Below are 22852 nucleotides of genomic sequence, written 5' to 3' on the forward strand. Positions count from 1 at the left end.
GGTTCTACTTGATCAAGCGCGGCGGCCCGACAATTCCGCGCCGGCATCCGGCTGCAGTTTCAAGGCAAACGGCAGCGAAGTCAGGGCGATCAGGGAAATCAGCAGGAACGCCGGCCAGAAATCGGCGCTGACTAGCATCGCGTGGCCCTGCACCTGATTCGATACCTGCAGCGCAAAGCCGCCGACGGTAACGCCCAGGCCGATCGCCAGTTGCTGGGCGACGCTGGTGAGGCTGGTGGCCTGGCTCATCTGGCGCTGGTCGATCTCGGCGTAGGCAATCGCATTCAGGCTGGTAAATTGCATCGAACGCACGCAGCCGCCCAATAGCAGCATGAGGATAATGAAGATATGGGGTGAATCTGCTTCCAGCAGGCCGAAGGCTGCCATCGACAGTGCGCCAAGCAGCGTGTTATAGACCAGCACGCTCCTGAAACCGAATTTTTTCAGCACCGTCGTCGTCACGGTTTTGACAAAAATGGCGCCCGCTGCCGAAGCACAAGTCAGCAGGCCGGACTGGAACGGCGTCAGGCCGAAGCCTAGCTGGAATAGCAGCGGCAGCAGAAACGGCAACGCACCTACGCCGATGCGAAACAGAGAACCGCCGAAGACGTTCATGCGCAACGTAGGGATTTGCAGCAGCCGCAAATTGATCAGCGGATGCGGGGTATGAAAAGCATGCCACACATACGCCAGCAAACTGACAGCGCCGACCGCTACGCATATCAGCGAAACGTCGCCGGCGACCAGGTGGCGGCCGGCGCTGGCCAGGCCGAACATCAGTGTCGAACAGCCGACGGCCGATAGCAGGAAGCCGATCCAGTCGAGCGGGACGGTGTCGTCGCTGCGCAGGTTCTCGATATAGCGGGTGGCCAGGTAAATGCCGAGAATGCTGATCGGGATATTGATGAAGAAGATCCAGCGCCAGTGAAAATAGGTGGTGATGAAACCGCCCAGCGGCGGCCCGATCACTGGTCCCAGCAAAGCCGGGATAGTCAGGTAGCTGAGGGCGCGCACCAGTTCCGCCTTGGAGGTGGTGCGCAAGATCACCAGCCGTCCGACCGGCACCATCATGGCGCCGCCCATCCCTTGCAGGAAGCGGGCAGCGACAAATTCTGCCAGCGTGTTCGATATGCCGCACAGAATCGAACCGAGCATGAACACCCCGATCGCGCTGCGGAAAACCGTGCGCGCGCCAAAGCGGTCGGCCATCCAGCCGCTGACGGGGATGAACACCGCCAGGCTGACCAGATAGGAAGTCATCGCCAGCTTGAGCGCAATCGGACTCTCTCCCATATCATGCGCCATCATCGGCAGCGAAGTGGCGATCACGGTGGAGTCCATGTTTTCCATGAACAGGGCGCAAGCCACGATCAGTGGCGTGAGGAAGACGCGGGAGATGGCCATGAGGGGTGGTGGTAGCTGAGCCGGGTGGGCAGAAAAGCCTGCCTATCCTGCTTAAAAGAGCATAATTATAGCGGTTTAGACTATCCCTTACCGATCAGGTAGCATGCAGGCTGTTCTTCTGACCATCTGTCGTTTTTTTTTGTACAAGAATCATGATCAACACGTCTCCCTCATCGCCCGAGTGTTTCGCATTGCTGGACGACAGCAGTGCGGCAGCGGCGCAGTCGCCATCATCGCCGCTGCCGCGCCTGTCGCGTCTGTATACCGGCCACGTGCACAGTTTGCAATGTCTTGAGGCGGATCAGCTGCCGCAGCTGATCGAACAGATGCAGCAAGCCTTGCGTGACGGTTTGCACGCGGTGAGCTTATTTAGCTACGAACTGGGGATAGGTCTGCAGCGTGTCAGGCCTCGGCGGCAGTCGCAAGCTGCGCAGACCTTAGCCTTGCCGCAGCCTTTGGCGCAAATCCTGTTGTTCACCCATTGCGACTATTTGAACCATGCCGAGGTAGATGCGTGGCTGACGCAGCGCCAGGCAGCGCAATCGGAGCAGACTGAAGCCGGCGCCGGCATCGCGAATCTGCGGCCGAATATCAGCGCCGAACAATTTGCCGCCGCCATCGCCAAGATCCACGCCTACATCGAAGCCGGCGATACGTATCAGGTGAACTACACCTACCGCCTGCGATTCGACGTCTACGGCAGTCCTGTCGCCTTGTATCGACAGCTGAGGCTGCGCCAGCCGGTGCCTTACGGCAGCCTGATCCAGCTCGCGGACGGCGCTGCAGTTGTATCGCTGTCGCCCGAACTCTTCGTACGCCATGCGGAAGGCGTATTGACAGCGCGTCCGATGAAAGGAACCGCCGCCGCCAGCGGCGATGCCGAGCAGGATCGACTGGCTGCCAAGGCGCTCGCCGCAGATCCCAAGAATCTGGCGGAAAACCTGATGATTGTCGATTTGCTGCGCAATGACCTGGGACGCATAGCCGTCCCCGGTTCGGTGCGTGTGCCGCAATTGTTCGAGGTGACGCAGTTCAATACCGTGCTGCAAATGACTTCCACCGTGCAGGCGCAGGTGCGCGACGACGTCAGCCTCGGCGCTGTGATCCAGGCGCTGTATCCCTGCGGTTCGATTACCGGCGCGCCCAAACATCGCACCATGCAAATCATCGATGAACTGGAGCCCGATCCGCGCGGCCTGTATACCGGCGCGATAGGCTGGTTCGATGCGGAGCAGGCAGGCCGCCGCTTTGGCGATTTCTGTTTGTCGGTGCCGATCCGAACCCTCTGGCTGCAGCCGGCCGCGCCGGACGGCTTGTATGGTGCCAGCATCCGTCATGGCGAGATGGGCGTCGGCGCCGGCATCGTGCATGACAGCGTGGCAGCCGAAGAATATGCCGAATGTGCATTGAAAGCAAAATTCCTGACCGGCATGGGCGGCGATTTTTCCTTGTTCGAAACCATCTACGCCACCAGCGCGGACGGCTGCCGTCATCTGGATTTGCATTTGCAGCGCTTGCAGGCCTCTGCCGCCTACTTCGGCTTTCCCTATAACGACCAGGCATTACGCGCAGCGTTGCAGGCGCATTGCGCAAGTTTGCCCGCCACCGGCCCTCAGCGGCTGCGCCTGACGTTGTCTGCGGACGGCAATTGCAGCCTGCAGAGCGCGCAGCTGGGAGAGCTTGAGACGCCGGTCAGTGTATTGATCTCACCGCTACCGACGCAATCCGACGATTTGTTCCTGCGGCATAAAACCAGTGTGCGGCAACGCTACGATCAGGCATGGCGACAAGCGCAACAGCTGGGTGCTTTCGATATGCTGTTTTTCAATCAGGAAGGCGAGTTGACCGAGGGCGGCCGCAGCAGCGTTTTCCTCAAGCTGGATGGACGCTGGTACACGCCGCCGCTGACATCGGGATTGCTACCGGGAGTGATGCGTAGCGTAGTGTTGAACGATCCGGCGTGGAAGGCCAGCGAACGCAGTTTGCGCATGGAGGATTTGCTGGCCGCCGAGCAGATCATGGTGTGCAACGCCTTGCGCGGAACCATGCCGGCAAGGCTGTTGCAAGTGGCTTAGTTAAGTTTCAACTAAGCTTTAACCCCGCTTTAATCAAAAAGCGATAATCACGACCGATCCGGCCACAATCAGCGAGCCGCCAATGGCCACCGGCCAGGTCAGCTGTTCGCCGGCAAACAGCAAGCCCAGCACGATGGCGAAGGCAACGCTGAGTTTATCGATCGGAGCCACCTTGGAAATAGGGCCGATTTGCAGCGCATGGTAGTAGCACAGCCAGGACAAGCCGGTGGCGATTGCCGACAGGACCAGGAATAGCCAGTTGGCGGGATTGACCAGCGCCGGCTTCTGCCACTCGTCGCGCAAGGTGACAATGCCGGCGATCACAAACAGAATGACGACGGTGCGGATGAAGGTGGCAAAGTTGGAATTCATGCCAGTGACGCCGAACTTGCCGAAGATCGCCGTCAAGCCGGCGAAAAATGCGGAACCAAGGGCAAACAGCTGCCAGCTGGAGCCGAAATTCATTTTTTTCTCCCGATTAATTGTAGGGTGGGCACGTGTGCCCACGCGGAATACCAAATTCTCTCACGCCGTTTATCTCCTCCAGCGCATGGGCAAAAAAGCTTGCCCACCCTACGGTTATTTCGCTGCCGGTTTGTTGTCTCCGGCGGCATCACGATCATTGAGCATGGCTTTATCGGGCAATTCAGCCTGATTCCAGCCGCCGCCGAGCGCTTTGATCAGCAGTACACTCGCAGAATAGCGGCGATTCTGGATATTCAGCGCCGACAAATCCGCGCTGAAGGCGGTTGCCTGCGCCGTCACTACACTGGTGTAGTTGACGGTGCCGGCCTTGTACTGATTCAAGATCAGCTCTAGCGCATGATGGGCAAACTGCACCGTTTCACCCTGGACCACGGCTTCCTGTTCCAGGATGCGCAGGGCCGCCAGGTTATCCTCGACTTCCTGGAAACTGGTCAATACCGCCTGCTTATACGCCGCAACGCTGGCGTCGTAGGCGGCAATTGCCTGATCGCTTTGAGCGCGTCGCGCGCCGCCGTCAAACAGGGTAGCCGCCAGGGCTGGCCCGAGCGACCAGATGCGGTTGGGGACGGTCAGCCAGTTGGCAAAGCTGTTGCTTTGGAAACCACCCGAAGCGGACAAGGTCAGATTGGGGAAGTATGCTGCCTTGGCCACGCCGATCTTGGCATTGGCCGCCGCTGCCAGCCGCTCTGCCGAGCTGACATCAGGGCGACGCTCCAGCAACGACGACGGCACGCCGACCGGAATCTCCGGCAGCACCGCGATCAGCGGTGCAGGCGCAATCGAGAAGGTGGAAGCTGCTTGTCCGGTGAGCAGGGCGATCGCGTGCTCCAGTTGTGCACGCAGCACGCCATTGTCCAGCGCTTGCGCCTGGGCGCTTCTGAGCTGGGTCTGGGCCTGAATCACGTCAGACCGGGCGACGACGCCGACGGCATATTGGTTTTGCGTCAGTTGCAGCGATTTTTGATAGGCCGCTACCGTATCGTCGAGCAGATTTTTCTGCTGGTCGAGCACCCGCAGCTGCAGGTAATTTTGCGCCAGGGTGGATTGGGCGCTGAGCCTGGCTACTTGCAAGTCGGCGGCGCTGGCTTGCGCCGATGCCTGATTGGATTCCACGGTCCGGCTGATGCGGCCCCACAGGTCGGGTTCCCAGCTGGCGCTCAGGCCGAGCGAGTCGCTGGTCGTTACCGAGCCGCCGCTCAATGAACTGCTGCTATTGCGGCCACCTGAACGGGTGGACGAGACATTGGCCGATACTGTCGGGAAGTAGGACGATCTTGCCGATTCCACCAACGCTTTCGCCTGCCGGAATTGCGCCTCGGCTTGCGCCAGATTCTGGTTGGAGATATTGACCTGCTCGACCAGTGCATTGAGCTGCGGATCCTGGTAGATTTCCCACCATTTCCCGTGCAGTTCCTGGTCTTGCGGGGTAGCGGTCTTCCAATCCTTCATCTCCTTGAAGGCGGCTGGCGCAACGGTGGCCGGCCGCACGTAATCCGGGCCGACCGCGCAGGCGCTCAGCAGCAAGGCCGTGACCGCCGCCGCCAGCAAGGTTCTATGCATAGGTGCTTGCGTATGTTTCATATTGAATCCGTTGAGTATCGTTGTTCCGCCGGTCATGCTGCGCTTGGATCCGGCAATGACCTGCCGCCACGCCGCTCCCATTTGTCTTTACTCCATAGACGGAAACGGTCCATATACAGATAGACTACCGGCGTCGTGTACAGCGTCAGCAACTGGCTCATGATCAAGCCGCCGACAATCGCAATACCCAGCGGCCGACGCAGTTCGGCGCCGTCGCCATGACCCAGCGCCAACGGCACCGCACCGAGCATCGCCGCCATGGTGGTCATCATGATCGGACGGAAGCGCAGCCGGCAGGCTTCAAAAATCGAATCGCGCGGCGACAGACCCTGGGTGCGTTCTGCGTCCAGGGCGAAATCGATCATCATGATGGCGTTCTTCTTGACGATACCGATCAGCAAGATCACCCCGATCAAGGCAATCAGGCTGAAATCGGTGCCGGTAGCCAGCAGTGCCAGCAGGGCGCCGACGCCGGCCGAAGGCAGGGTTGAAATGATGGTGATCGGATGGACATAGCTTTCGTACAAAACGCCCAGCACGATGTACACCGCCAGCAGCGCCGTCAGAATCAGCAGCGGCTGGCTGCTCAGGGATGACTGGAACACATTGGCGGTGCCCTGGAAACTGCCGTGCACCTCGGTCGGCACGCCGATCCGGGCCAGCGCGTCGTTGATCGCAGCCGTCGCATCGGATAAGGAAACAGCGGTCGGCAGATTGAAAGAAATGGTGGAGGCAATGAACTGGCTTTGGTGATTGACGCCGAGCGAGGTATTGGTCGGCTGGAAGCTGGAAAACGCCGCCAGCGGCATCTGTTGTTCAGCCGAAGTCGAGAGCGTCAGCGCCAGCGACGAATTGGCGGCCAGCTTGCCGCCCGCGGTCAATGCCGGCGGCGTGCCGAGGGCGGACGTGGTGGGCGACAGGTTGGCCGTGCTGGCTGGAATGCTGACATACGTGTCGTGCAGGATCTGCGGGCTCTGCCAGTATTGCGGCGCCGCTTCCATCACCACGTGGTATTGATTCATGCCGCTGTAGATGGTCGATACCTGGCGCTGGCCGAACAGGTCGTTCAAGGTGGCGTCGATCAGTTGCGGCGTGACGCCGCTGCGTATCGCCGTTTCGCGGTCGATGGTCAAGGTGGTTTGCAAGCCCTTGTCCTGCTGGTCGGTATTGACGTCGGCCAGTTGCGGCAGGGCGCTGAATGCTTCGCGGATCTTCGGTTCCCAGGTGCGCAGCAGATTCAGGTCATCGGATTGCAAGGTGTACTGGTACTGGGCGTCGCTGGAGCGGCCGCCGACCCGGATATCCTGTGCCGATTGCATGAACAGGTTGGCGCCGGGCACATGGCTGAGCTTGCCGCGCAGGCGCGCGATCACCTGGTCGGCGGTGAGCTTGCGTTGCGACAGCGGCTTGAGGGTAATGAACATGTTGCCGCGATTGCTCTGGCCGCCGCCGGTGAAGGCGATCACGCTTTGCACATCGGGGTCCTTGCGGACAATCTCGACAAACTCATTCAGCTTGACCCGCATCGACTGGAACGAAATCGCCTGGTCGCCCTGGATGCCGCCGATCACCAGCCCGGTATCCTGTTGCGGGAAAAAGCCCTTGGGAATGACGGTGTACAGATAGACGTTGAGCACGATGGTGCCGAGCAGGATCAGAATCATCAATGGCGAAAAGCGCAAGGCCCAGGCCAGCGAGCGTTCGTAGCCGCGCAGCATGGCGTTGAAGGCGCGTTCGGTGGCGTTGAAGAAACGTCCTTGCTTGCGGTGCGGTTCGTGCTTGAGCAGGCGTGCGCACATCATCGGCGTGGCGGTCAGCGACACCACCAGCGATACCAGGATCGCTACCGACAAGGTGACGGCAAATTCGCGGAACAGGCGGCCGACGATGCCGCCCATCAACAGAATCGGGATGAATACGGCGATCAGGGAGAGACTCATCGACATCACGGTAAAGCCGACCTCTTTCGCCCCTTGCAATGCAGCGGCAAACGGTTTCATGCCCTTTTCAATGTGCCGTGAAACGTTTTCCAGGACCACAATTGCATCGTCCACCACGAAGCCGGTGGCAATCGTCAGCGCCATCAGGGATAGATTGTCGAGGCTGTAGCCAAGCAAATACATGAAGCCGAAAGTGCCTATCAGCGAGACCGGGACGGCCACTGCCGGGATCAGCGTGGCGCGGCCGTTGCGCAGGAACAGGAACACCACCATGATCACCAGCGCGATCGACATCAGCAGGGTTCTTTCGGTTTCACGCAAAGAGGCGCGAATCGTCGGTGTGCGGTCGAGCGCGACATCGAGATTGATGGCGGCCGGGATCGAGGCCCGCAGCTGCGGCAGCAACGCCCGCACCGCATCCACCGTTTCAATGATGTTGGCGCCTGGCTGGCGGTTCAGGATCACCAGCACCGACGGTTTGCCGTTGGCTGAGCCGGCGTTGCGCAGGTTGGCTACCGAGTCGACTACCGTGGCGACATCGCTGACGCGCACCGCAGCGCCGTTGCGATAAGCAACGATCAGCGGCATGTATTCAGCGGCGGTCTTGGCCTGGTCGTTGGCGTAGATCTGCCAATTTTTATCGCCGTCTTCCAGCACGCCTTTAGGGCGGTTGGCATTGGTGGCGGCAATCGCAGTGCGGACATCGGCCGAGCCGATGCCGTATTTGTTGAGTGCGGTCGGATTCAATTCAACCCGCACCGCCGGCTGCGAGCTGCCGCCGACACTGACCTGGCCGACACCGGCAACCTGTGACAGTTTTTGCGCCAGGATGGTATCGGCGGCATCGTACATCTGGCCTTGCGTCATGCTGTCCGAGGTCAGCGCCAGAATCATGATCGGCGCATCGGCCGGATTCACTTTGCGATAAGTCGGATTGCTGGGCAGGCCGGTCGGCAGCAGGCTGCGCGCCGCATTCAGCGCAGCCTGGACGTCGCGTGCGGCGCCGTCTATGTCGCGGCTGAGATCGAACTGCAAGGTGACGCGGGTCGAGCTGAGCGAACTCGACGAAGTCATTTCGGTAATCCCGGCAATCGATCCGAGCGCGCGCTCCAGCGGCGTCGCCACAGTGGCGGCCATGGTTTCGGGACTGGCGCCAGGCAATGAAGCCGAGATCGAGATGGTCGGGAAATCCACTTGCGGCAACGGCGATACCGGCAGCAGCCGGAAGGCCACCATGCCGGCCAGGGCAATGCCGATGGTCAGTAATGTGGTGGCAATCGGCCGTTCAATAAAGGGACGCGAGATATTCATGCTGTGACCTGTTTTACCCTACGGCCTGGTGGGCTGCGGTTGCTGCGGCTGAGAAGCAGCGCCATCGTGGTCGTCGTCGCCCTGGCTGTCGTCTTCCCCGCTGCCGAAGCGTGCCTTCATGCGGCGCGCCAGGTTGTCGAACGCCAGGTAGATCACCGGCGTAGTGAACAAGGTCAATACTTGCGATACCAGCAAGCCGCCAACCATGGTAATCCCCAGCGGTTGCCGCAGTTCCGAACCGACACCGCCACCCAGCATCAACGGCAATGCGCCCAGCAGAGCCGCCATGGTAGTCATCAGGATCGGGCGGAAACGCAGCAGGCAAGCCTGATAAATCGCCTCACGCGGCGTTTTGCCCTCGTTGCGTTCGGCGTCCAGCGCAAAGTCGATCATCATGATGGCGTTTTTCTTGACGATACCGATCAGCAGGATAATCCCGATGATGCCGATAATCCCCAGATCGCTGCCGGCGATCATCAGCGAGAGCAGGGCGCCGACCCCGGCCGACGGCAGCGTCGACAAGATCGTAATCGGATGGATATAGCTTTCATACAGGACGCCGAGCACGATATACATCGTGATGACCGCCGCCAGGATCAGCATCAGCGTGTTGCTCAGCGATGCCTGGAAGGCCAGCGCGGCGCCCTGGAAGCTGGTCTGGATGCTGGCCGGCATGCCGATTTCCAGTTCTGCCGCCTGGATCGCCTTGACCGCCTGGCCTAGCGAAGCGCCGGGCGCCAGGTTGAATGAAATCGTGGTGGCAGGGAACTGGCCGATATGGTTAATCACCAGCGGCGAAGTGCGTTCCTCGACGGTGGCGATGCTCGACAGCGGTACTTGGTTGCCGTTTCCTGCGACCAGGAAAATACTGTTCAATGCCGCCGGACCTTTCTGGAATTCCGGCTTGACCTCCATCACCACCCGGTACTGGTTCGATTGGGTATAGATGGTCGAGATCAGGCGCTGGCCGAAGGCGTTATACAAGGCGTTGTCGATCGCCGCCGTGGTGATACCGAGCCGCGAGGCCGCATCGCGATCGATCGCGATGTAGGCTTGCAAACCGAGATCTTGCTGGTTGCTGGCGATATCGGCTAATTCAGGCAGCTTGCGCAGGCGCTCGATCAGCTTGGGCACCCAGATGCTCAATTCGTCTGGGTTGGCATCTTCGACGCTGAACTGGTACTGGGTGCGGCTGACGCTGTCTTCAATCGTCAGGTCTTGCACCGGTTGCATGTACAGCGTGATGTCGCCGACCTGGCGATCCAGCTCCGGCTGCAGGCGGCGGATGACGTCGCTGGCGCTGATATTGCGTTGGTCGCGCGGCTTCAGGTTGATCAGCAGGCGGCCGCTATTCAAGGTGGCATTGCTGCCATCGACGCCGATGAACGAAGAAAGGCTTTCGACTGCAGGGTCTTTCAGCACCACCGCAGCCAGCGCTTGCTGGCGCTCAGCCATGCCGGAAAATGAAATCGACTGGCTGGCTTCTGAAATGCCCTGGATGACGCCGGTGTCCTGCACCGGGAAGAAGCCTTTTGGAATAAATATGTACAACACCGCGGTCAGCGCCAGCGTGCCGATGGCTACTATCAAGGTCGAGAACTGATGGCGCAGCACCCATTCCAGCGCGACGCCGTAACGGGCAATGATCCGGTCTAAGAATGCGCCGCTCTTGCGATAGAACCAGCTTTGTTTTTCTTGCGGGATATGGTGCAGCAGCTTGGCGCACATCATCGGCGTCAGCGTCAGTGAAATGACCGCGGAAATCAGGATGGCCACCGCCAGCGTAATGGCGAATTCGCGGAACAGGCGGCCGACCACATCACCCATGAAGAGCAGCGGAATCAGCACTGCAATCAGCGAAAATGTCAGCGAAATGATGGTGAAGCCGATTTGCTCCGCACCCTTAAGAGCGGCCTGCAAGGGCTTCATGCCCTCTTCGATATAGCGCGAAATATTTTCGATCATCACGATCGCATCGTCGACCACAAAGCCGGTGGCGATGGTGAGCGCCATCAGCGTCAGGTTGTTCACGGAAAAGCCGGCCAGGTACATGATGCCGAAAGTGCCGATCAGCGACAGCGGCACCGCCACGCTCGGGATGATGGTGGCGGGTACGCTGCGCAGGAAGACGAAAATCACCATCACCACCAGCGCGATCGACAACAGCAGTTCGAATTGCACATCCGCCACCGAGGCGCGGATGGTGGTGGTGCGGTCGGTCAGGATCTGGACATCGATAGCGCCGGGCAGGGTTTCCTGCAGTTTCGGCAGGACCTTCTTGATGTTGTCGACCACGCCGATCACATTGGCGCCGGGTTGCCGCTGAATATTCAGAATCACCGCAGGCGAGCTGTTGGACCAGGCCGCCAGGCGGACGTTTTCGGCATCGTCAACCACGTCGGCGACATCGGAAACGCGGATCGGCGCGCCGCTCTTGTAAGCGATGATCAGGTTGCGGTATTCGTCGGCCGAGCGCAGCTGGTCGTTGGCGTCGATGGTGGAGGCGCGTGCGGGGCCGTCGAAGCTGCCTTTGGCCTGGTTGACGTTGGCATTGCCGATAGCGGTGCGGATATCATCCAGATTCAAGCCCAGCGCGGCGACGGCACGCGGATTCAGTTGCAGTCTGACAGCAGGCCGCTGGCCGCCGGACAAGCTGACCAGGCCCACGCCCGGCACTTGCGAAATCTTTTGCGCCAGGCGGGTGTCGATCAGATCCTGCACCTTGGGCAGCGGCAGCGTTTTCGATGTAATCGCCAACGACATGATCGGCGTATCGGCCGGGTTGACCTTGTTGTAGATCGGTGGCGTCGGCAGATCGGACGGCAACAGGTTGCCGCCGGCATTGATCGCCGCCTGGACTTCCTGTTCGGCGATATCGAGGCTCAGGTCGAGGCTGAATTGCAGGGTGATGACCGAGGCGCCGCCGGAACTGGTCGACGACATCTGGTTAAGGCCCGGCATCTGGCCGAACTGGCGCTCCAGCGGGGCGGTGACCGACGAGGTCATGACGTCCGGGCTGGCGCCAGGGTACAGCGTCACTACCTGGATGGTCGGATAGTCGACTTCCGGCAGGGCCGAAAGCGGTAATTGCTTGTAGGCGACGGCGCCGGCCAGGAAAATGGCCAGCATCAACAGGGATGTGGCAACCGGCCGGAGAATAAATTGGCGTGAGGGATTCATGCTTTCTTCACAGTCGCTTACTGGCTGCTGCGGTTGCTGGTTGCGGCGGCTGCGGGCGCGCTGGCCGCAGGTGCGGCAGCGCCGTCATTGGAGCCTGGTTGGCGACGATGGCCGCCCTTACGGGGGCTGTCGGCGCCGGCGCCCGTAGCCGCAGCAGCCGGGCCGCCACGGGTCACGGGTTCGATTTTCGCGCCTTCCTTCAGTTTGTCGATGCCATCGACGACTACCGTTTCGCCTATCGCAATACCATTGTCAATCGCGGTCGATTCACCTTCCGCCGGACCTGCCGTTACCGGACGGATGGTGACGGTATGGTCGGCTTTCACCACATACACGAAATTACCGTTGGCGCCGCGCTGAATCGCCGCATTCGGAATCACGATAGCGTCGCGGCGGGTGTCGAGCAGCATGCGGACATTGACGAACTGGCTCGGAAACAGGGCGTAGTTGGCATTCGGGAATTCCGCCTTCAGCTTGACCGTACCGGTAGTGCTGTCGACCTGGTTGTCGATAGTCAGCAGAGCGCCGCTGTCGAGTTTGTTCTTTTGGTCGCGGTCCCAGACATCGGTCGCCAGTTTCTTGCCAGCCTGAATCTGTTTCATGACACTGGGAATATTATCTTCGGGGATGCTGAATACGCTGGTGATAGGTTGCAATTGGGTGATGATGACGATGCCGTTGGTGTCGCTGCTTTGCACCACGTTGCCCAGGTCGACTTGACGCAAGCCAAGCCGGCCGCTGATCGGCGCAGTGATGCGCGAGTAAGTGAGTTGCAGGCGGGCGCTGTCGAGTGCGCCTTGATCGGATTTGACCACACCTTCATATTGCTTGACCAGAGCCGCCTGGGTATCAACCTGTTGGCTGGCGATGGAATCTTGCGCCAGCAAGGTGCGATAGCGCTGCAAATCGATTTGTGCCGCCTTCAGCAGGGCGGTGTCTTTGATGAGCTGGCCTTCCGCTTGCGTCACCGCCACCTGGTAAGGACGCGGATCCAGTTCGGCCAGCAAGGCGCCGGCCTTGACTACCTGCCCTTCCTGAAAATGCAATTTCATCAACTGTCCGTTGACCCGGCTTTTGACGACAGTGGTGGCTTCAGGGGTAACGCTGCCAAGGCCCGAGATAAAGATCCGGATATCGCCGGTTCTGGCGACTGCTACGCCGACCGGCAATGGGCCGCCGGCGCCGGCAAATGCGCCGCGTTTGCCGCCTTTTCCGCCCTTGCCATTGGCTGCCTGCCCGGGCGCTGGTCCCGATGCTTGTCCGGATTTTTCCGCCGCCGGATCGGCAGCCTGATGGTTGCGCCCCCAGATCAGGTAGGCGGCCAGCGCCAGGACAATGACTCCAATCAGCCACAGCCAGCCGCGCTGGAATCCGCCCTGGTATTGATTTGGAAGGGCAGGACGGGGTTGGCTGGATTGGTCGATTCGGGGAGTCGGTGTAGTAGTCATCGCAGGCAGGAGGTCAGTCAGAATGTGGTCAGGCGCAATGCATGAATTTGCTGGGAATGTACAGCCGGCAAATTGTTGAAAAACAATTACATGAGTTTAGCGAGTAAATTTTACCGCCGTGTGTATTTATTAGAAATTGTTTCAAATTAATGAAAGGGCTTGCGAGGCAGTGTAGCCGCTAGCCAGTGGACGGCAACTGAGGCTGAGCCAGAGGAATTGCGCCTGGCAAACGGTAAAATCGCGGCAATGCGCCCGGTTTGGCGTTAAACCTGGCTGGTTCCCCGCAGTTTCCTGGAGTCGCCGTTTGCCGAGCGCTGGTTTTGGCCCGGATCGACACCGGGCCGGGTTCCGTTACGGACGATCTTCCGGACCGCCATGGTGAAAGCCGCGATGACCGAAACGATGTTGCGCCATCTGTTTGAAATGCTCGTCAAAGACCTTTTGCTGCACGGGCGTCAGCACAGCGTAGAATTCCTTGACGGCCGCAGTACGTTCGGCCAGGCGGGTCTCAGCGCGTTTCAGGAATTCCATCTGGTGTTCCATGCGCTCAGGGGCGGTTTGCTTGGCCCATTCTTCCTTGTCAGGGCGTTGCTGTGGCGCGCCGGCTGGCATGACTGGCTTGATTTTGCCCAGGAAAGTCTGCCATGCAGTTTCTTGCGCCGGGGTGATTTTCAGATCGTCATGCCATTTGGCCTGGCGCTTTGCCATTTTCTCGGCGAATTTGGCCTGTTGCTCTGGCGTAGGCGCCTGGCGGCCGTTGGCGCCGTCGGCTTGCGCGTAGGCGGTCATGCCCATGGCAGCAATGCTCAGTGCGGTCATGCCGATCAGCAGTTGTTTGCGAAGCTTGAACATAGTGAAATCCTTCCATGAATGTAAGTGCAATCCGCACAATTCGCATTGAAACGCGCTGGTGTGTCGCCGGTTTTTCATGAAAGCGGGGCTTTGTATCACCGTGTATGGCATCAAGTTTGCTTTGTATCTTAAAGTGTCTACGCACCTGGCAGATATGCCAATATACAAATTACTATCGTCTTTCTTGCTGCGAATTGCCATAATCCTGGAAACTGCAGACATCCGCTGCTTCCAACTATCAGGGACCGATTGCATTGAATACGTCGTCATTCATCACTACCATTTTCCTTTTCCGATTGGCCGCGCGTTCGCACTCCCAAATCAAATGTTAACAGGCCCTAGGATAATCACGCATATGGAAACTGCTGCTCACATATTGGTGGTCGATGACGACCACGAAATCCGGACTTTGCTGGCCGAATACCTGGATGCCAACGGCTTCCGCACCTTGATGGCGACCAACGGCAGCGACATGCGCAAAGTGCTGTCGGAAACGCGGGTCGACCTGGTGGTGCTGGATCTCACCTTGCCAGGCGAAGACGGTCTGACCTTGTGCCGCAACCTGCGTGCCGATTCGAATATTCCGGTGATCATGCTGACCGCACGCGGCGAGCCGCTGGATCGCATCCTTGGACTCGAAATGGGCGCCGACGATTACTTGTCGAAGCCGTTCGAGCCGCGTGAATTGTTTGCCCGCATCCGCAGCGTCTTGCGCCGCACCCAGGCGCTGCCGCCGAACATGGTCTCGCCCGAGGCCCAGCAAATCCAGTTCGGGCGCTGGACGCTGGATCTGATCGCGCGCCACCTGGTCAACAGCGACGGCCTGGTGGTGGCTTTATCGGGCGCCGAATATCGTATTCTCAAGGTGTTTCTGGATCATCCGAACCGGGTCCTGAACCGCGATCAATTGCTGGAGTTGACCCAGGGCCGGGAATCCGATCCGTTCGATCGTTCAGTCGATATCCAGATTAGCCGCCTGCGCCAAAAACTTGGCGACGACGCGCGCACCCCGGTGATTATCAAGACAGTGCGTAACGAAGGTTATGTGCTGGCTACCGCGGTGACGGTAGAGTCGTGATGCGTGTGCCAGCTTCGGTGACGGCAAGCGCGCGCTAGAAAAGGGATTCTGCCTGTGAGAAATTTTCTTGGCTCGGTTGCCAACCGGGTATTCCTGATTTTGCTGGCGGGGATCCTGGTGGCGGCCGCCACTACCAGCTGGCTGGCCGGCAATGAACGACGCAAGGCTTTCAAGGAATTTTATGAGTTCCGCATCGCCGAACGGGTCGAGCAGATCGTTTTTTCACTAGACAACGTCGGCCCTGACATGCGTTCTGTGGTGTTGCAGACCAGTGATAATTTTGGCCTGGAAGCCAGCATGGTCAAAGATACCGAAAACGCGGTCAATGACAATCCTTCACTGACTGCGCTGCTGAAGGCCCGGCTGGGCGATAACCGCAACGTGGTCGTGGACAGGCAAAACGATTGCCAGTTGCATACGCGCAGAGGCCTTGATTTTCGCCGGGTCGAAGAGTGCCAGGTGGTCTACGTCAGCCTCAAAGACGGCACACTGCTGAAGCTGAAATTACGCATGATGCGTGGCCCGGGCGGGCCGGCTGGACGGCCGCCCGGCATACCCTACCTGTCGCCTTATTTCGCCCTGTTTCTGTTGTTGATCGGCGGCCTGGCTTTTTTTGTGGCGAAAATGACCGCGCGGCCGATCAAGCATCTGGCGGTTGCCGCCAGCGAATTGGGGCGCGATATCGACCGGCCGCCGCTGGATGAAACCGGACCGACCGAAGTACGCCAGGCGGCTACCGCTTTCAATGCCATGCAAGCGCGCATCAAACGGCAGATCCAGCATCGCACCCATATGCTGGCGGCGATTACCCATGATTTGCAGACGCCGTTGACCAGATTGCGCCTGCGTCTGGAAAAAGTGGGGGAGGAGGATTTGCGTCGCAAGTTGCTGGAGGATCTGGCTGTCATGCAGAGCATGGTGCGTGAGGGCTTGGATCTGGCGCGCAGCATGGATTCGGCGGAAGCGATGCAGAAGCTGGATATCGATTCCTTGCTTGATAGCGTTTGCGCCGATGCGGTCGATGCCCGGCAGGACGTCACGTTGGAGGGGTGTACGCGGGCTTCGATCATGGCGCAGCCGAATACGCTGCGGCGTTGCCTGACAAATCTGGTCGATAACGCGACCAAATACGGCCGTTATGCGCGTCTGCAGGTGGCGCGTGAGGGTACTGATATCGTGATCAGGATTCGCGATGGCGGGGCGGGTATTCCTGCTGAGTTGCTGGAGACGGTGTTTGATCCGTTTTTCAGGCTGGAGACTTCGCGTTCGCGGGATACAGGGGGGACTGGATTGGGACTGACGATTGCGCGTAATATCGCTGAGAATCATCGGGCTACTTTGCAGTTGCGTAATCATCCGGAAGGCGGGTTGGAAGCGACTTTGCGGTTGCCGGCTTTGAACGGGATTTGACGGACTACGGAGCACATGCCTTCGCATTTGACGGAGGTTTTTTTCCTGCCAGGCATGCATCAACATCAAAAATGCTCCCCCAAATGCACAAAGACATGCGTAAAGCATGTCTTTGCAGGGAGATTGATCAACAACAATCAATAAGGAACATAATCCGGCGGCGGCCCATAGCTGTTGCCCCGTTGCGGCGGATAGTAATCAGGCGGTGCCGAGTATTGCGGAGGCGGTGCATATTGGCGGCGATTATTTGCATAGCCGCCGGAAACCGGCACCTGGTTACCCTTGGCGTACATGCATTGGGTATACACGATGTTGTACTGACGCTGCATGCCATAGCTGCTGCGTGCCGCCGAGTCACCTGCTACCGAACTGCCTGCCAGCAAACCAACGCCGCCGCCAATCGCCGCACCGGCGCCGGCACGGCCGGTCGCTGCGCCGATCAAGGCGCCAGCCGCTGCGCCGATCACGGTGCCTGCTGCTGCCGTGCCTACCGCGTTGTCGGCTGCCGCTTGCGGTGCATACGGTCCTACCCTGTCCTGCGCAGCGCGCTGACAGACCGCTTCATCGTTGCGGAACTGTTCATAGCTCTTGCCGGCGCCCGGCAGTGCCATCACGTTCGGGCCGGCTGGCGCAGTTACGCAGCCGCTCAGCAGAACGGCCATCGAGGCCGCGATTACCTTGGTAGTTCCATTTATCATCACACACCGCCTTATCTAGGTTGAGCTTCGTCCGGCATTACCTTCATCCAGCCTTTGGGGCAGCGTGGAATCTGCGGGTAGTAGCCAGCCGGACTAGGGCAGTAATACGCATAGTTCGGGGCTTGTTCTATATAGGTTTGCGGCTCAGGTGCAACATAGACCGGGGGTGGGGCGTAATACACCGGTGGCGGGTAGTACACCGGCGGCGGGCCCCAATAAAGCGGTCCGCCTACGGTCACACCGAAGCGGGGGCCGTAAAAGCCGCCATGGCCGTAATAACCGTAGGCAAAACTGGCCGAACTGGCAGCCATCAGGCCCGCAGCAGCAAGTACCAATAGAGCAATTTTTTTCATGAAATGTCCTGCGCATTTATCAATTATCTAATAGTAATCCGGTGCGCCGCAATCGCCAACAGGAGTTACTTCTCGTTGCAAATGTTGGCGTAAAGATCAATCATTTTAACTCTTTGATACAAATCGGCCGATGGGCGCAGCTCCATGTAGGGATTTGTTGCAGGAAGACAGTAAATGGCAATAAATTTCAAGGACGTGGCTAGATTACCGCCGGCACGGCGGCACGCAAGGCAAGTCGCCTGCCGCCTACTCTATAATCTGCCGATACGCAGGATGAGCAGAAAATAGAAACAGAAAATAGAAACAGAAAATACAGGTGACAGAAATGAAGCAGCCATCCGCACAGCAGCAATCCTCCCTCCAGGGCATCAAGGTGATCGAACTCGGCACCTTGATTGCCGGGCCATATGCAGCCAGCCTGCTGGGCCAGTTCGGCGCCGAGGTGATCAAGATCGAAGCGCCGGGCGACGGCGATCCGCTGCGCAAATGGCGCAAACTGCACAACGGCACGTCGCTGTGGTGGTATTCGCAGAGCCGCAACAAGAAATCGCTAACCTTGAACCTGAAATCGGAGCAGGGCCAGCAGATCGTGCGCGATCTGGTCAAGGACGCCGATATCGTGATCGAGAATTTTCGTCCCGGTACGCTGGAAGGCTGGGGCCTGGGCTGGGAGGATTTGTCGAAGATCAATCCGAAGCTGATCATGGTGCGGGTATCCGGTTATGGCCAGGACGGCCCTTACCATGCGCGGCCGGGTTTTGCCGCGATTGCCGAATCGATGGGCGGCTTGCGCAACCTGGCCGGCTATCCAGACCGGCCGCCGGTGCGGGTGGGGGTCAGCATCGGCGATACGCTGGCTTCGCTGTATGGCGTGATTGGCGCGCTGCTGGCCATGCACCATCTGAATGCGAACGGCGGCAAAGGGCAATTCATCGATATCGCTCTGTACGAAGCGGTATTCGGCGTGATGGAAAGCCTGATTCCGGAATATGCCGAGTTCGGTTTCGTACGCGAGCGTACCGGCGCCAGTTTTCCCGGCATTTCGCCCTCGAGCACGTATCCATGCTTAAGCGATGCGCGCGGCGAGCACTATGTCATCATCGCCGGCAACGGCGACAGTATCTTCAAACGCCTGATGCATGCCATCGGCCGCGGCGACCTGGCGGAAGATCCGCGCCTGGCGCGCAACGACGGCCGGGCGCAGCATAACGACATGCTCGATGCAGCAATTAGCGCATGGACCTCGCAACACGCTCTGGAACATGTGCTGCAAGTGCTGGAACAGGCTGACGTGCCGAGCAGCAAGGTCTATACCGCAGCGGATATCCACCAGGATCCGCATTTCCGCGCGCGCGACATGATCCAGCAGCATGTCCTGCCGGACGGTCAGCCGATAGACTTGCCGGGCATCGTACCCAAGCTGTCTGCGACCCCGGGCCAGACCAACTGGGTAGGGCCGGAACTAGGACAGCATACGGCAGAGGTGCTGGCGGCTATCGGCAGAAGCGCGGAGCAAATCGCTGAGTTGCGGCGGCAGGGAGTGATCTGAATCGAAAGCTGAGTGATGAACATTGCGCCCGCAATATCAGGCGGGAATACGAATAATCACTTTTAATCCATAAGGCGCACTGCTGCGGGCATGCAGCAGTTCGATCTTGCCATGCAGCCTTGCCACGATCGACTTGACGATCGACAGTCCCAGGCCGGAGCCATCCTGGTCGCTGCCCAACACGCGATAAAAAGGATCGAATACCCGCTCGCGTTCCATTTCCTGGATGCCGGGCCCGCTGTCTTCCACCTCGACGGTCACCAGGCCAGGCTGCGCGTGCATGCGCACCTCCACGTTGCCGCCAGCCGGCGTATAGCGGATTGCATTGTCAATCAGGTTGCGTATCAGGGCCACGATATCGACTTCCTGCGCCGCCAGCGTGACTTCGACATCGGCTTCCACCCCGATATCGATGTGGTTGGCTTGCGCCAGCGGCAAGCTATCCTCAACTACGCGCCGTAGCACCGCTTGCAAGGATACCTGGGTGATCTGGCTGGCCTGAGGCGCGCCGGTATTTTGCGAGCGGGCCAGCGTCAACAGTTGTTCCAGCAGCGCTTTGCTGCGATTCAAGCCTTGCCGCAACGGCAGCAGGCGCGCTTTCGAGGCCGGCGAAAGATCGGTTGCCGCCAGATTTTCCGCTTGCAGCGACAAGGCTGTCAGCGGTGAGCGCAACTCATGCGCGGCATCGGCAAGAAAGCGCCGCTGCGCATCCATGTTGTCGGCAACCCGTCGCAGCAACCGGTTGATCGAGCCGATCAACGGCCGGATTTCATCCGCCACCTGCTGCTCGTCGAGCGGACGCATATCCTGGTCGTCGCGCCGGTCGACTTCTTGCGACAGCCTTGCAATCGGCCGCAGCATGCCGCGCACCATGATGCTGACCAGCGCTATCAATATCGGGATCAGCACCATGAACGGCATTACCGTCCTCAAGCCGCTGTCGCGGGCGATTTCATCGCGCACTTCCGTCTGCTGGCCCACCGCCAGCCGCTGGCCGGATACGGTCGACTGGACAAACAGGCGCCATGGCACATGCTTTACTTTGACTGTTTGCATGCCGTCGCGCAGATCGCCTGGCAGGCGCAGGGATGTGTCGTCGTTCCTGGCATTCTGTGCCGGCGCCAGGATCTGGACGATGACTTTCGATTCGTCGTCCTTCATTTTTCCTGTTGCGCTGCGATCCGGCGTGGCCGGCGGCAAGTCGCGGCTAAGCACCAGCGCCGCAACCTGGCGCAACTGATCGTCTTGCAGATCGTTGGCTTCATGAAAAGCCGAAAAAAAAGAGTACACGCCGGCCGGAACCGCCATGGCGAGAATGACCAGTGACAGCCATAGCGACAGCCGAAATTGCAATGAACGGCTTAATCTTGTTTGGCAACCATCCATCCCAACCCCCTGACATTCTTGATCGACGCCGCACCCAGTTTTTTTCGAATCGAATGAATCAGGAATTCCACCGCATTGCTCTCGACTTCTTCGTTCCAGCCATAGATACGGTCTTCCAGTTCCTGGCGTGACAGGATCGCTCCCGGTCTTAGCAGCAGCGCATGGAGCAAGGAAAATTCACGGGCCGACAAGCGGGTTGCGATGCCGTCTACGGTCACCTCGCGCGTGCTGGGATCGAGGGCCAGGGCGCCGTTACTCATGACCGGATTGGCGTTGCCGGCGTTGCGCCTTACCACGGCGCGCATGCGCGCCAGCAGTTCGCCCATCTCAAACGGCTTGGTCACGTAATCGTCTGCGCCCAGGTCGAGGCCGCCGATACGGTCTTCGACCGCATCCCGTGCCGTTACAATCAGCACCGGCAAGCTCTTGCCCTGCTGTCGTAGCTGACGCAGCACGGCGAATCCGTCCTGATGCGGCAAGCCCAGGTCAAGCAGCATGACGTCGTAGCTCTCGCTGGCCGCAGCACCCAAGGCTGTCGTGCCGTCGTGAACCCAGTCGACGGCATGGCTGGCGTCGCGCAATGCAGTCTGGACCGCATCGCCGATCATGCGATCGTCTTCCACCAGCAATACCCTCATTTCCTGCTCCTGTGTATGCGTCAACTTGCGTCAAGATGCCTCAAACCGCAACTCCGGCCGATTCTACCTTGCCGCCGGCTTATTTCAACATCCAGCCGCGACGGATCAACGGTGCAAACAAACGGCCATGGATGAAGGAAACCGATTTGAACAGCGGTCCGATAAACCACTTGGCGCAGCCAGAACAGAGTCCTGCGCTAAGCGCTGCAACCGCCGCCGCGCCTGCCATATCGAGTGGGAAATGGACGCCCAGGTAAATCCGGGCCCATGCCATCGGCAGGCCGAGCAAACTCAAGATCACGCCAAGCTTGCGCAGCTGCGGATGCAGCAGGAAGCTGAAAGCCACCGACCATTGCAAAGTCAGGTGATCGCTGGGAAACGACGAATCGGCAGAGTGGGCAAGAAAATTAGTGCCGAGGCCGATCATGAACGGGCGCGGATGTTGCCACAGTACACCAAGCAACATGCTGATCGACAAACCGACGATGCCGCAAACGACTGCTTCCAGCATCAGTTTGCGGGTTTGTTCGCTGCCGCGGAACCAGCCTAGCAGCAGGCCGGCCGGGATCAGGAAAATCAACCACTCCGCGCATAGCATGGCGCCATTCAGTAAAAATGCGGAGGGATGCGCGCCGGCGTTGATCAGCAGAAACAGCGATTGATTCAGTTCTTCCATGGTGCCCTTTGACAATATGTTGCTGTGAAAAAGCCCCTGGATCGGGGGCTGGTAGCTTATGACTATTGCGGAGCAGGATAGTTGCTAAGACTTAGCTGTTACTGAGGTAGTGGAATAGTGCCGAAGGGCATGCAATGAAAAAAGCCGGCGCTGACGAAAGTCATGCCGGCTTTGCCTGATGCCTGGATTCAAAAATCCATCAGCAGGTGATCAACTCATCAATTGACAGGTCAGAATTTGGTGATCATGCCTACTGCAAATTCGGTCTGGTTCTGGAAGCCATGCGCTGAAGCCACACGATAGCCGTCGGTGAGTTTCATATAGTCGGCTGCCACGTACAGCTCCGTGCGCTTGGATAAATGATAGCGGGTCGAGCCGTAGATGGTGGATTTCCTGCCGCTTCCGGTCGCGGTCGAGCCGCTGGCATCGTTGTAGGCATTCAAGGTACCGGTCCCGGCCGCATTGTAAGCAGCGTTGTCGGCTTTCATTACTTGATAACCGAGTTCATAGTCGAACGAACCTTGCGGCGTGAACTTGGCCGATACGGTATATGCATTGTCCTTACGCTTGCCGAGTGCACCCTGTTCTGCCGTGTAATGGAAATAGCCCGCGTTCAAACGCACCAGATCGAAAATGTAGCTGCCGCCCAGCGAATAGGACTTGTGCTTTTCGAGACTGGAGTCGATGCCGTTGCCGACGTCAGCCTGGTTGATGAAACCGGAAACGATGAAGTTGGAGCCGTTGTAGCCGATCGCAGCAGATTTTGTGGTGTTGTGCGCGAATTGAC

General features: G+C 59.2%; 17 protein-coding genes. 4 read left to right on the top strand and 13 right to left on the bottom strand.

The genetic code is table 11. The annotated features are described in order from the left end of the window. Positions 1-12 precede the first annotated feature (12 nt). Positions 13-1404: an MFS transporter gene (locus BLV81_RS08490; RefSeq protein ID WP_092354348.1), complete on the bottom strand. Its 1392-nt coding sequence runs from the start codon at positions 1402-1404 to the stop codon at positions 13-15. A gap of 152 nt (positions 1405-1556) precedes the next feature. Here BLV81_RS08490 and pabB point away from each other — a divergent pair, with 152 nt between their 5' ends. Then, positions 1557-3479: an aminodeoxychorismate synthase component I gene (pabB, locus tag BLV81_RS08495; protein ID WP_092354350.1), complete on the top strand. Its 1923-nt coding sequence runs from the start codon at positions 1557-1559 to the stop codon at positions 3477-3479. A gap of 33 nt (positions 3480-3512) precedes the next feature. Here pabB and BLV81_RS08500 read toward each other — a convergent pair whose 3' ends face one another. The 6 genes from BLV81_RS08500 to BLV81_RS08525 all read right to left on the bottom strand — a co-directional run bounded on the left by BLV81_RS08500 (position 3513) and on the right by BLV81_RS08525 (position 14277). Beyond that, on the bottom strand, positions 3513-3944 hold the full coding sequence (locus BLV81_RS08500) for an EamA family transporter (RefSeq protein WP_092354352.1): 432 nt from the start codon (positions 3942-3944) through the stop codon (positions 3513-3515). A 114-nt stretch (positions 3945-4058) separates the two neighbouring features. Continuing rightward, complete coding sequence (locus tag BLV81_RS08505) at positions 4059-5546, bottom strand: efflux transporter outer membrane subunit (RefSeq protein WP_092354422.1); 1488 nt, start codon at positions 5544-5546, stop codon at positions 4059-4061. Positions 5547-5578: 32 nt separating this feature from the next. Continuing rightward, positions 5579-8797, bottom strand: a complete 3219-nt coding sequence (locus tag BLV81_RS08510; protein ID WP_092354354.1) for an efflux RND transporter permease subunit — start codon at positions 8795-8797, stop codon at positions 5579-5581. An 18-nt stretch (positions 8798-8815) separates the two neighbouring features. Then, positions 8816-11977 carry an MdtB/MuxB family multidrug efflux RND transporter permease subunit gene (locus BLV81_RS08515; protein ID WP_092354356.1) on the bottom strand — a complete coding sequence of 1054 codons (3162 nt, stop codon included), beginning with the start codon at positions 11975-11977 and terminating at the stop codon, positions 8816-8818. A 17-nt stretch (positions 11978-11994) separates the two neighbouring features. Continuing rightward, positions 11995-13425 (bottom strand): MdtA/MuxA family multidrug efflux RND transporter periplasmic adaptor subunit, encoded by a 1431-nt coding sequence (locus BLV81_RS08520; protein WP_092354358.1) that lies wholly within the window; start codon positions 13423-13425, stop codon positions 11995-11997. 351 nt (positions 13426-13776) lie between these two features. Further along, on the bottom strand, positions 13777-14277 hold the full coding sequence (locus BLV81_RS08525; RefSeq protein WP_092354360.1) for a Spy/CpxP family protein refolding chaperone: 501 nt from the start codon (positions 14275-14277) through the stop codon (positions 13777-13779). A gap of 355 nt (positions 14278-14632) precedes the next feature. Between BLV81_RS08525 and BLV81_RS08530 the strand changes: the two genes are divergently transcribed. Beyond that, positions 14633-15355, top strand: coding sequence for a response regulator (locus BLV81_RS08530; RefSeq protein WP_176992797.1), 723 nt, complete (start codon positions 14633-14635; stop codon positions 15353-15355). A 54-nt stretch (positions 15356-15409) separates the two neighbouring features. Beyond that, positions 15410-16765: an ATP-binding protein gene (locus tag BLV81_RS08535; protein WP_092354362.1), complete on the top strand. Its 1356-nt coding sequence runs from the start codon at positions 15410-15412 to the stop codon at positions 16763-16765. Positions 16766-16902: 137 nt separating this feature from the next. Here the strand turns inward: BLV81_RS08535 and BLV81_RS08540 are convergent, their stop codons facing one another. Together BLV81_RS08540 and BLV81_RS08545 are read right to left on the bottom strand one after the other, a co-directional pair. Next, positions 16903-17463: a glycine zipper family protein gene (locus tag BLV81_RS08540; RefSeq protein WP_176992798.1), complete on the bottom strand. Its 561-nt coding sequence runs from the start codon at positions 17461-17463 to the stop codon at positions 16903-16905. Positions 17464-17474: 11 nt separating this feature from the next. Beyond that, positions 17475-17816: a hypothetical protein gene (locus BLV81_RS08545; protein WP_092354366.1), complete on the bottom strand. Its 342-nt coding sequence runs from the start codon at positions 17814-17816 to the stop codon at positions 17475-17477. 325 nt (positions 17817-18141) lie between these two features. On the opposite strand from BLV81_RS08545, the gene BLV81_RS08550 reads away from it, so the two are divergent. Beyond that, positions 18142-19365 carry a CaiB/BaiF CoA transferase family protein gene (locus BLV81_RS08550; RefSeq protein WP_092354368.1) on the top strand — a complete coding sequence of 408 codons (1224 nt, stop codon included), beginning with the start codon at positions 18142-18144 and terminating at the stop codon, positions 19363-19365. Between the two features lie 36 nt (positions 19366-19401). Here BLV81_RS08550 and BLV81_RS08555 read toward each other — a convergent pair whose 3' ends face one another. The 4 genes from BLV81_RS08555 to BLV81_RS08570 all read right to left on the bottom strand — a co-directional run. Further along, complete coding sequence (locus BLV81_RS08555) at positions 19402-20751, bottom strand: ATP-binding protein (RefSeq protein ID WP_092354370.1); 1350 nt, start codon at positions 20749-20751, stop codon at positions 19402-19404. After that, the gene (locus tag BLV81_RS08560; RefSeq protein ID WP_092354372.1) at positions 20727-21389 is read right to left on the bottom strand and encodes a response regulator transcription factor; all 663 of its coding nucleotides are present in this window, start codon (positions 21387-21389) and stop codon (positions 20727-20729) included. Before BLV81_RS08560 ends, BLV81_RS08555 begins: the two co-directional genes overlap by 25 nt. Before the next feature lie 79 nt (positions 21390-21468). After that, positions 21469-22065, bottom strand: a complete 597-nt coding sequence (locus tag BLV81_RS08565; RefSeq protein ID WP_092354374.1) for an undecaprenyl-diphosphatase — start codon at positions 22063-22065, stop codon at positions 21469-21471. Between the two features lie 230 nt (positions 22066-22295). Next, positions 22296-22852, bottom strand: a 557-nt coding sequence (locus tag BLV81_RS08570) for a porin (protein ID WP_143036316.1), incomplete at its 5' end; no start/stop codon positions are given.

This window comes from Collimonas sp. OK242 (assembly GCF_900107095.1).
Classification (GTDB): domain Bacteria; phylum Pseudomonadota; class Gammaproteobacteria; order Burkholderiales; family Burkholderiaceae_D; genus Collimonas.

Bases quoted from the DNA above. Each gene is read 5' to 3' on its own strand.
- BLV81_RS08490 (WP_092354348.1), bottom strand. From the start codon at position 1,404: ATGGCCATCTCCCGCGTCTTCCTCACGCCACTGATCGTGGCTTGCGCC.
- pabB (WP_092354350.1), top strand. From the start codon at position 1,557: ATGATCAACACGTCTCCCTCATCGCCCGAGTGTTTCGCATTGCTGGAC.
- BLV81_RS08500 (WP_092354352.1), bottom strand. From the start codon at position 3,944: ATGAATTTCGGCTCCAGCTGGCAGCTGTTTGCCCTTGGTTCCGCATTT.
- BLV81_RS08505 (WP_092354422.1), bottom strand. From the start codon at position 5,546: ATGAAACATACGCAAGCACCTATGCATAGAACCTTGCTGGCGGCGGCG.
- BLV81_RS08510 (WP_092354354.1), bottom strand. From the start codon at position 8,797: ATGAATATCTCGCGTCCCTTTATTGAACGGCCGATTGCCACCACATTA.
- BLV81_RS08515 (WP_092354356.1), bottom strand. From the start codon at position 11,977: ATGAATCCCTCACGCCAATTTATTCTCCGGCCGGTTGCCACATCCCTG.
- BLV81_RS08520 (WP_092354358.1), bottom strand. From the start codon at position 13,425: ATGACTACTACACCGACTCCCCGAATCGACCAATCCAGCCAACCCCGT.
- BLV81_RS08525 (WP_092354360.1), bottom strand. From the start codon at position 14,277: ATGTTCAAGCTTCGCAAACAACTGCTGATCGGCATGACCGCACTGAGC.
- BLV81_RS08530 (WP_176992797.1), top strand. From the start codon at position 14,633: ATGGAAACTGCTGCTCACATATTGGTGGTCGATGACGACCACGAAATC.
- BLV81_RS08540 (WP_176992798.1), bottom strand. From the start codon at position 17,463: ATGATAAATGGAACTACCAAGGTAATCGCGGCCTCGATGGCCGTTCTG.
- BLV81_RS08545 (WP_092354366.1), bottom strand. From the start codon at position 17,816: ATGAAAAAAATTGCTCTATTGGTACTTGCTGCTGCGGGCCTGATGGCT.
- BLV81_RS08550 (WP_092354368.1), top strand. From the start codon at position 18,142: ATGAAGCAGCCATCCGCACAGCAGCAATCCTCCCTCCAGGGCATCAAG.
- BLV81_RS08555 (WP_092354370.1), bottom strand. From the start codon at position 20,751: ATGGATGGTTGCCAAACAAGATTAAGCCGTTCATTGCAATTTCGGCTG.
- BLV81_RS08560 (WP_092354372.1), bottom strand. From the start codon at position 21,389: ATGAGGGTATTGCTGGTGGAAGACGATCGCATGATCGGCGATGCGGTC.
- BLV81_RS08565 (WP_092354374.1), bottom strand. From the start codon at position 22,065: ATGGAAGAACTGAATCAATCGCTGTTTCTGCTGATCAACGCCGGCGCG.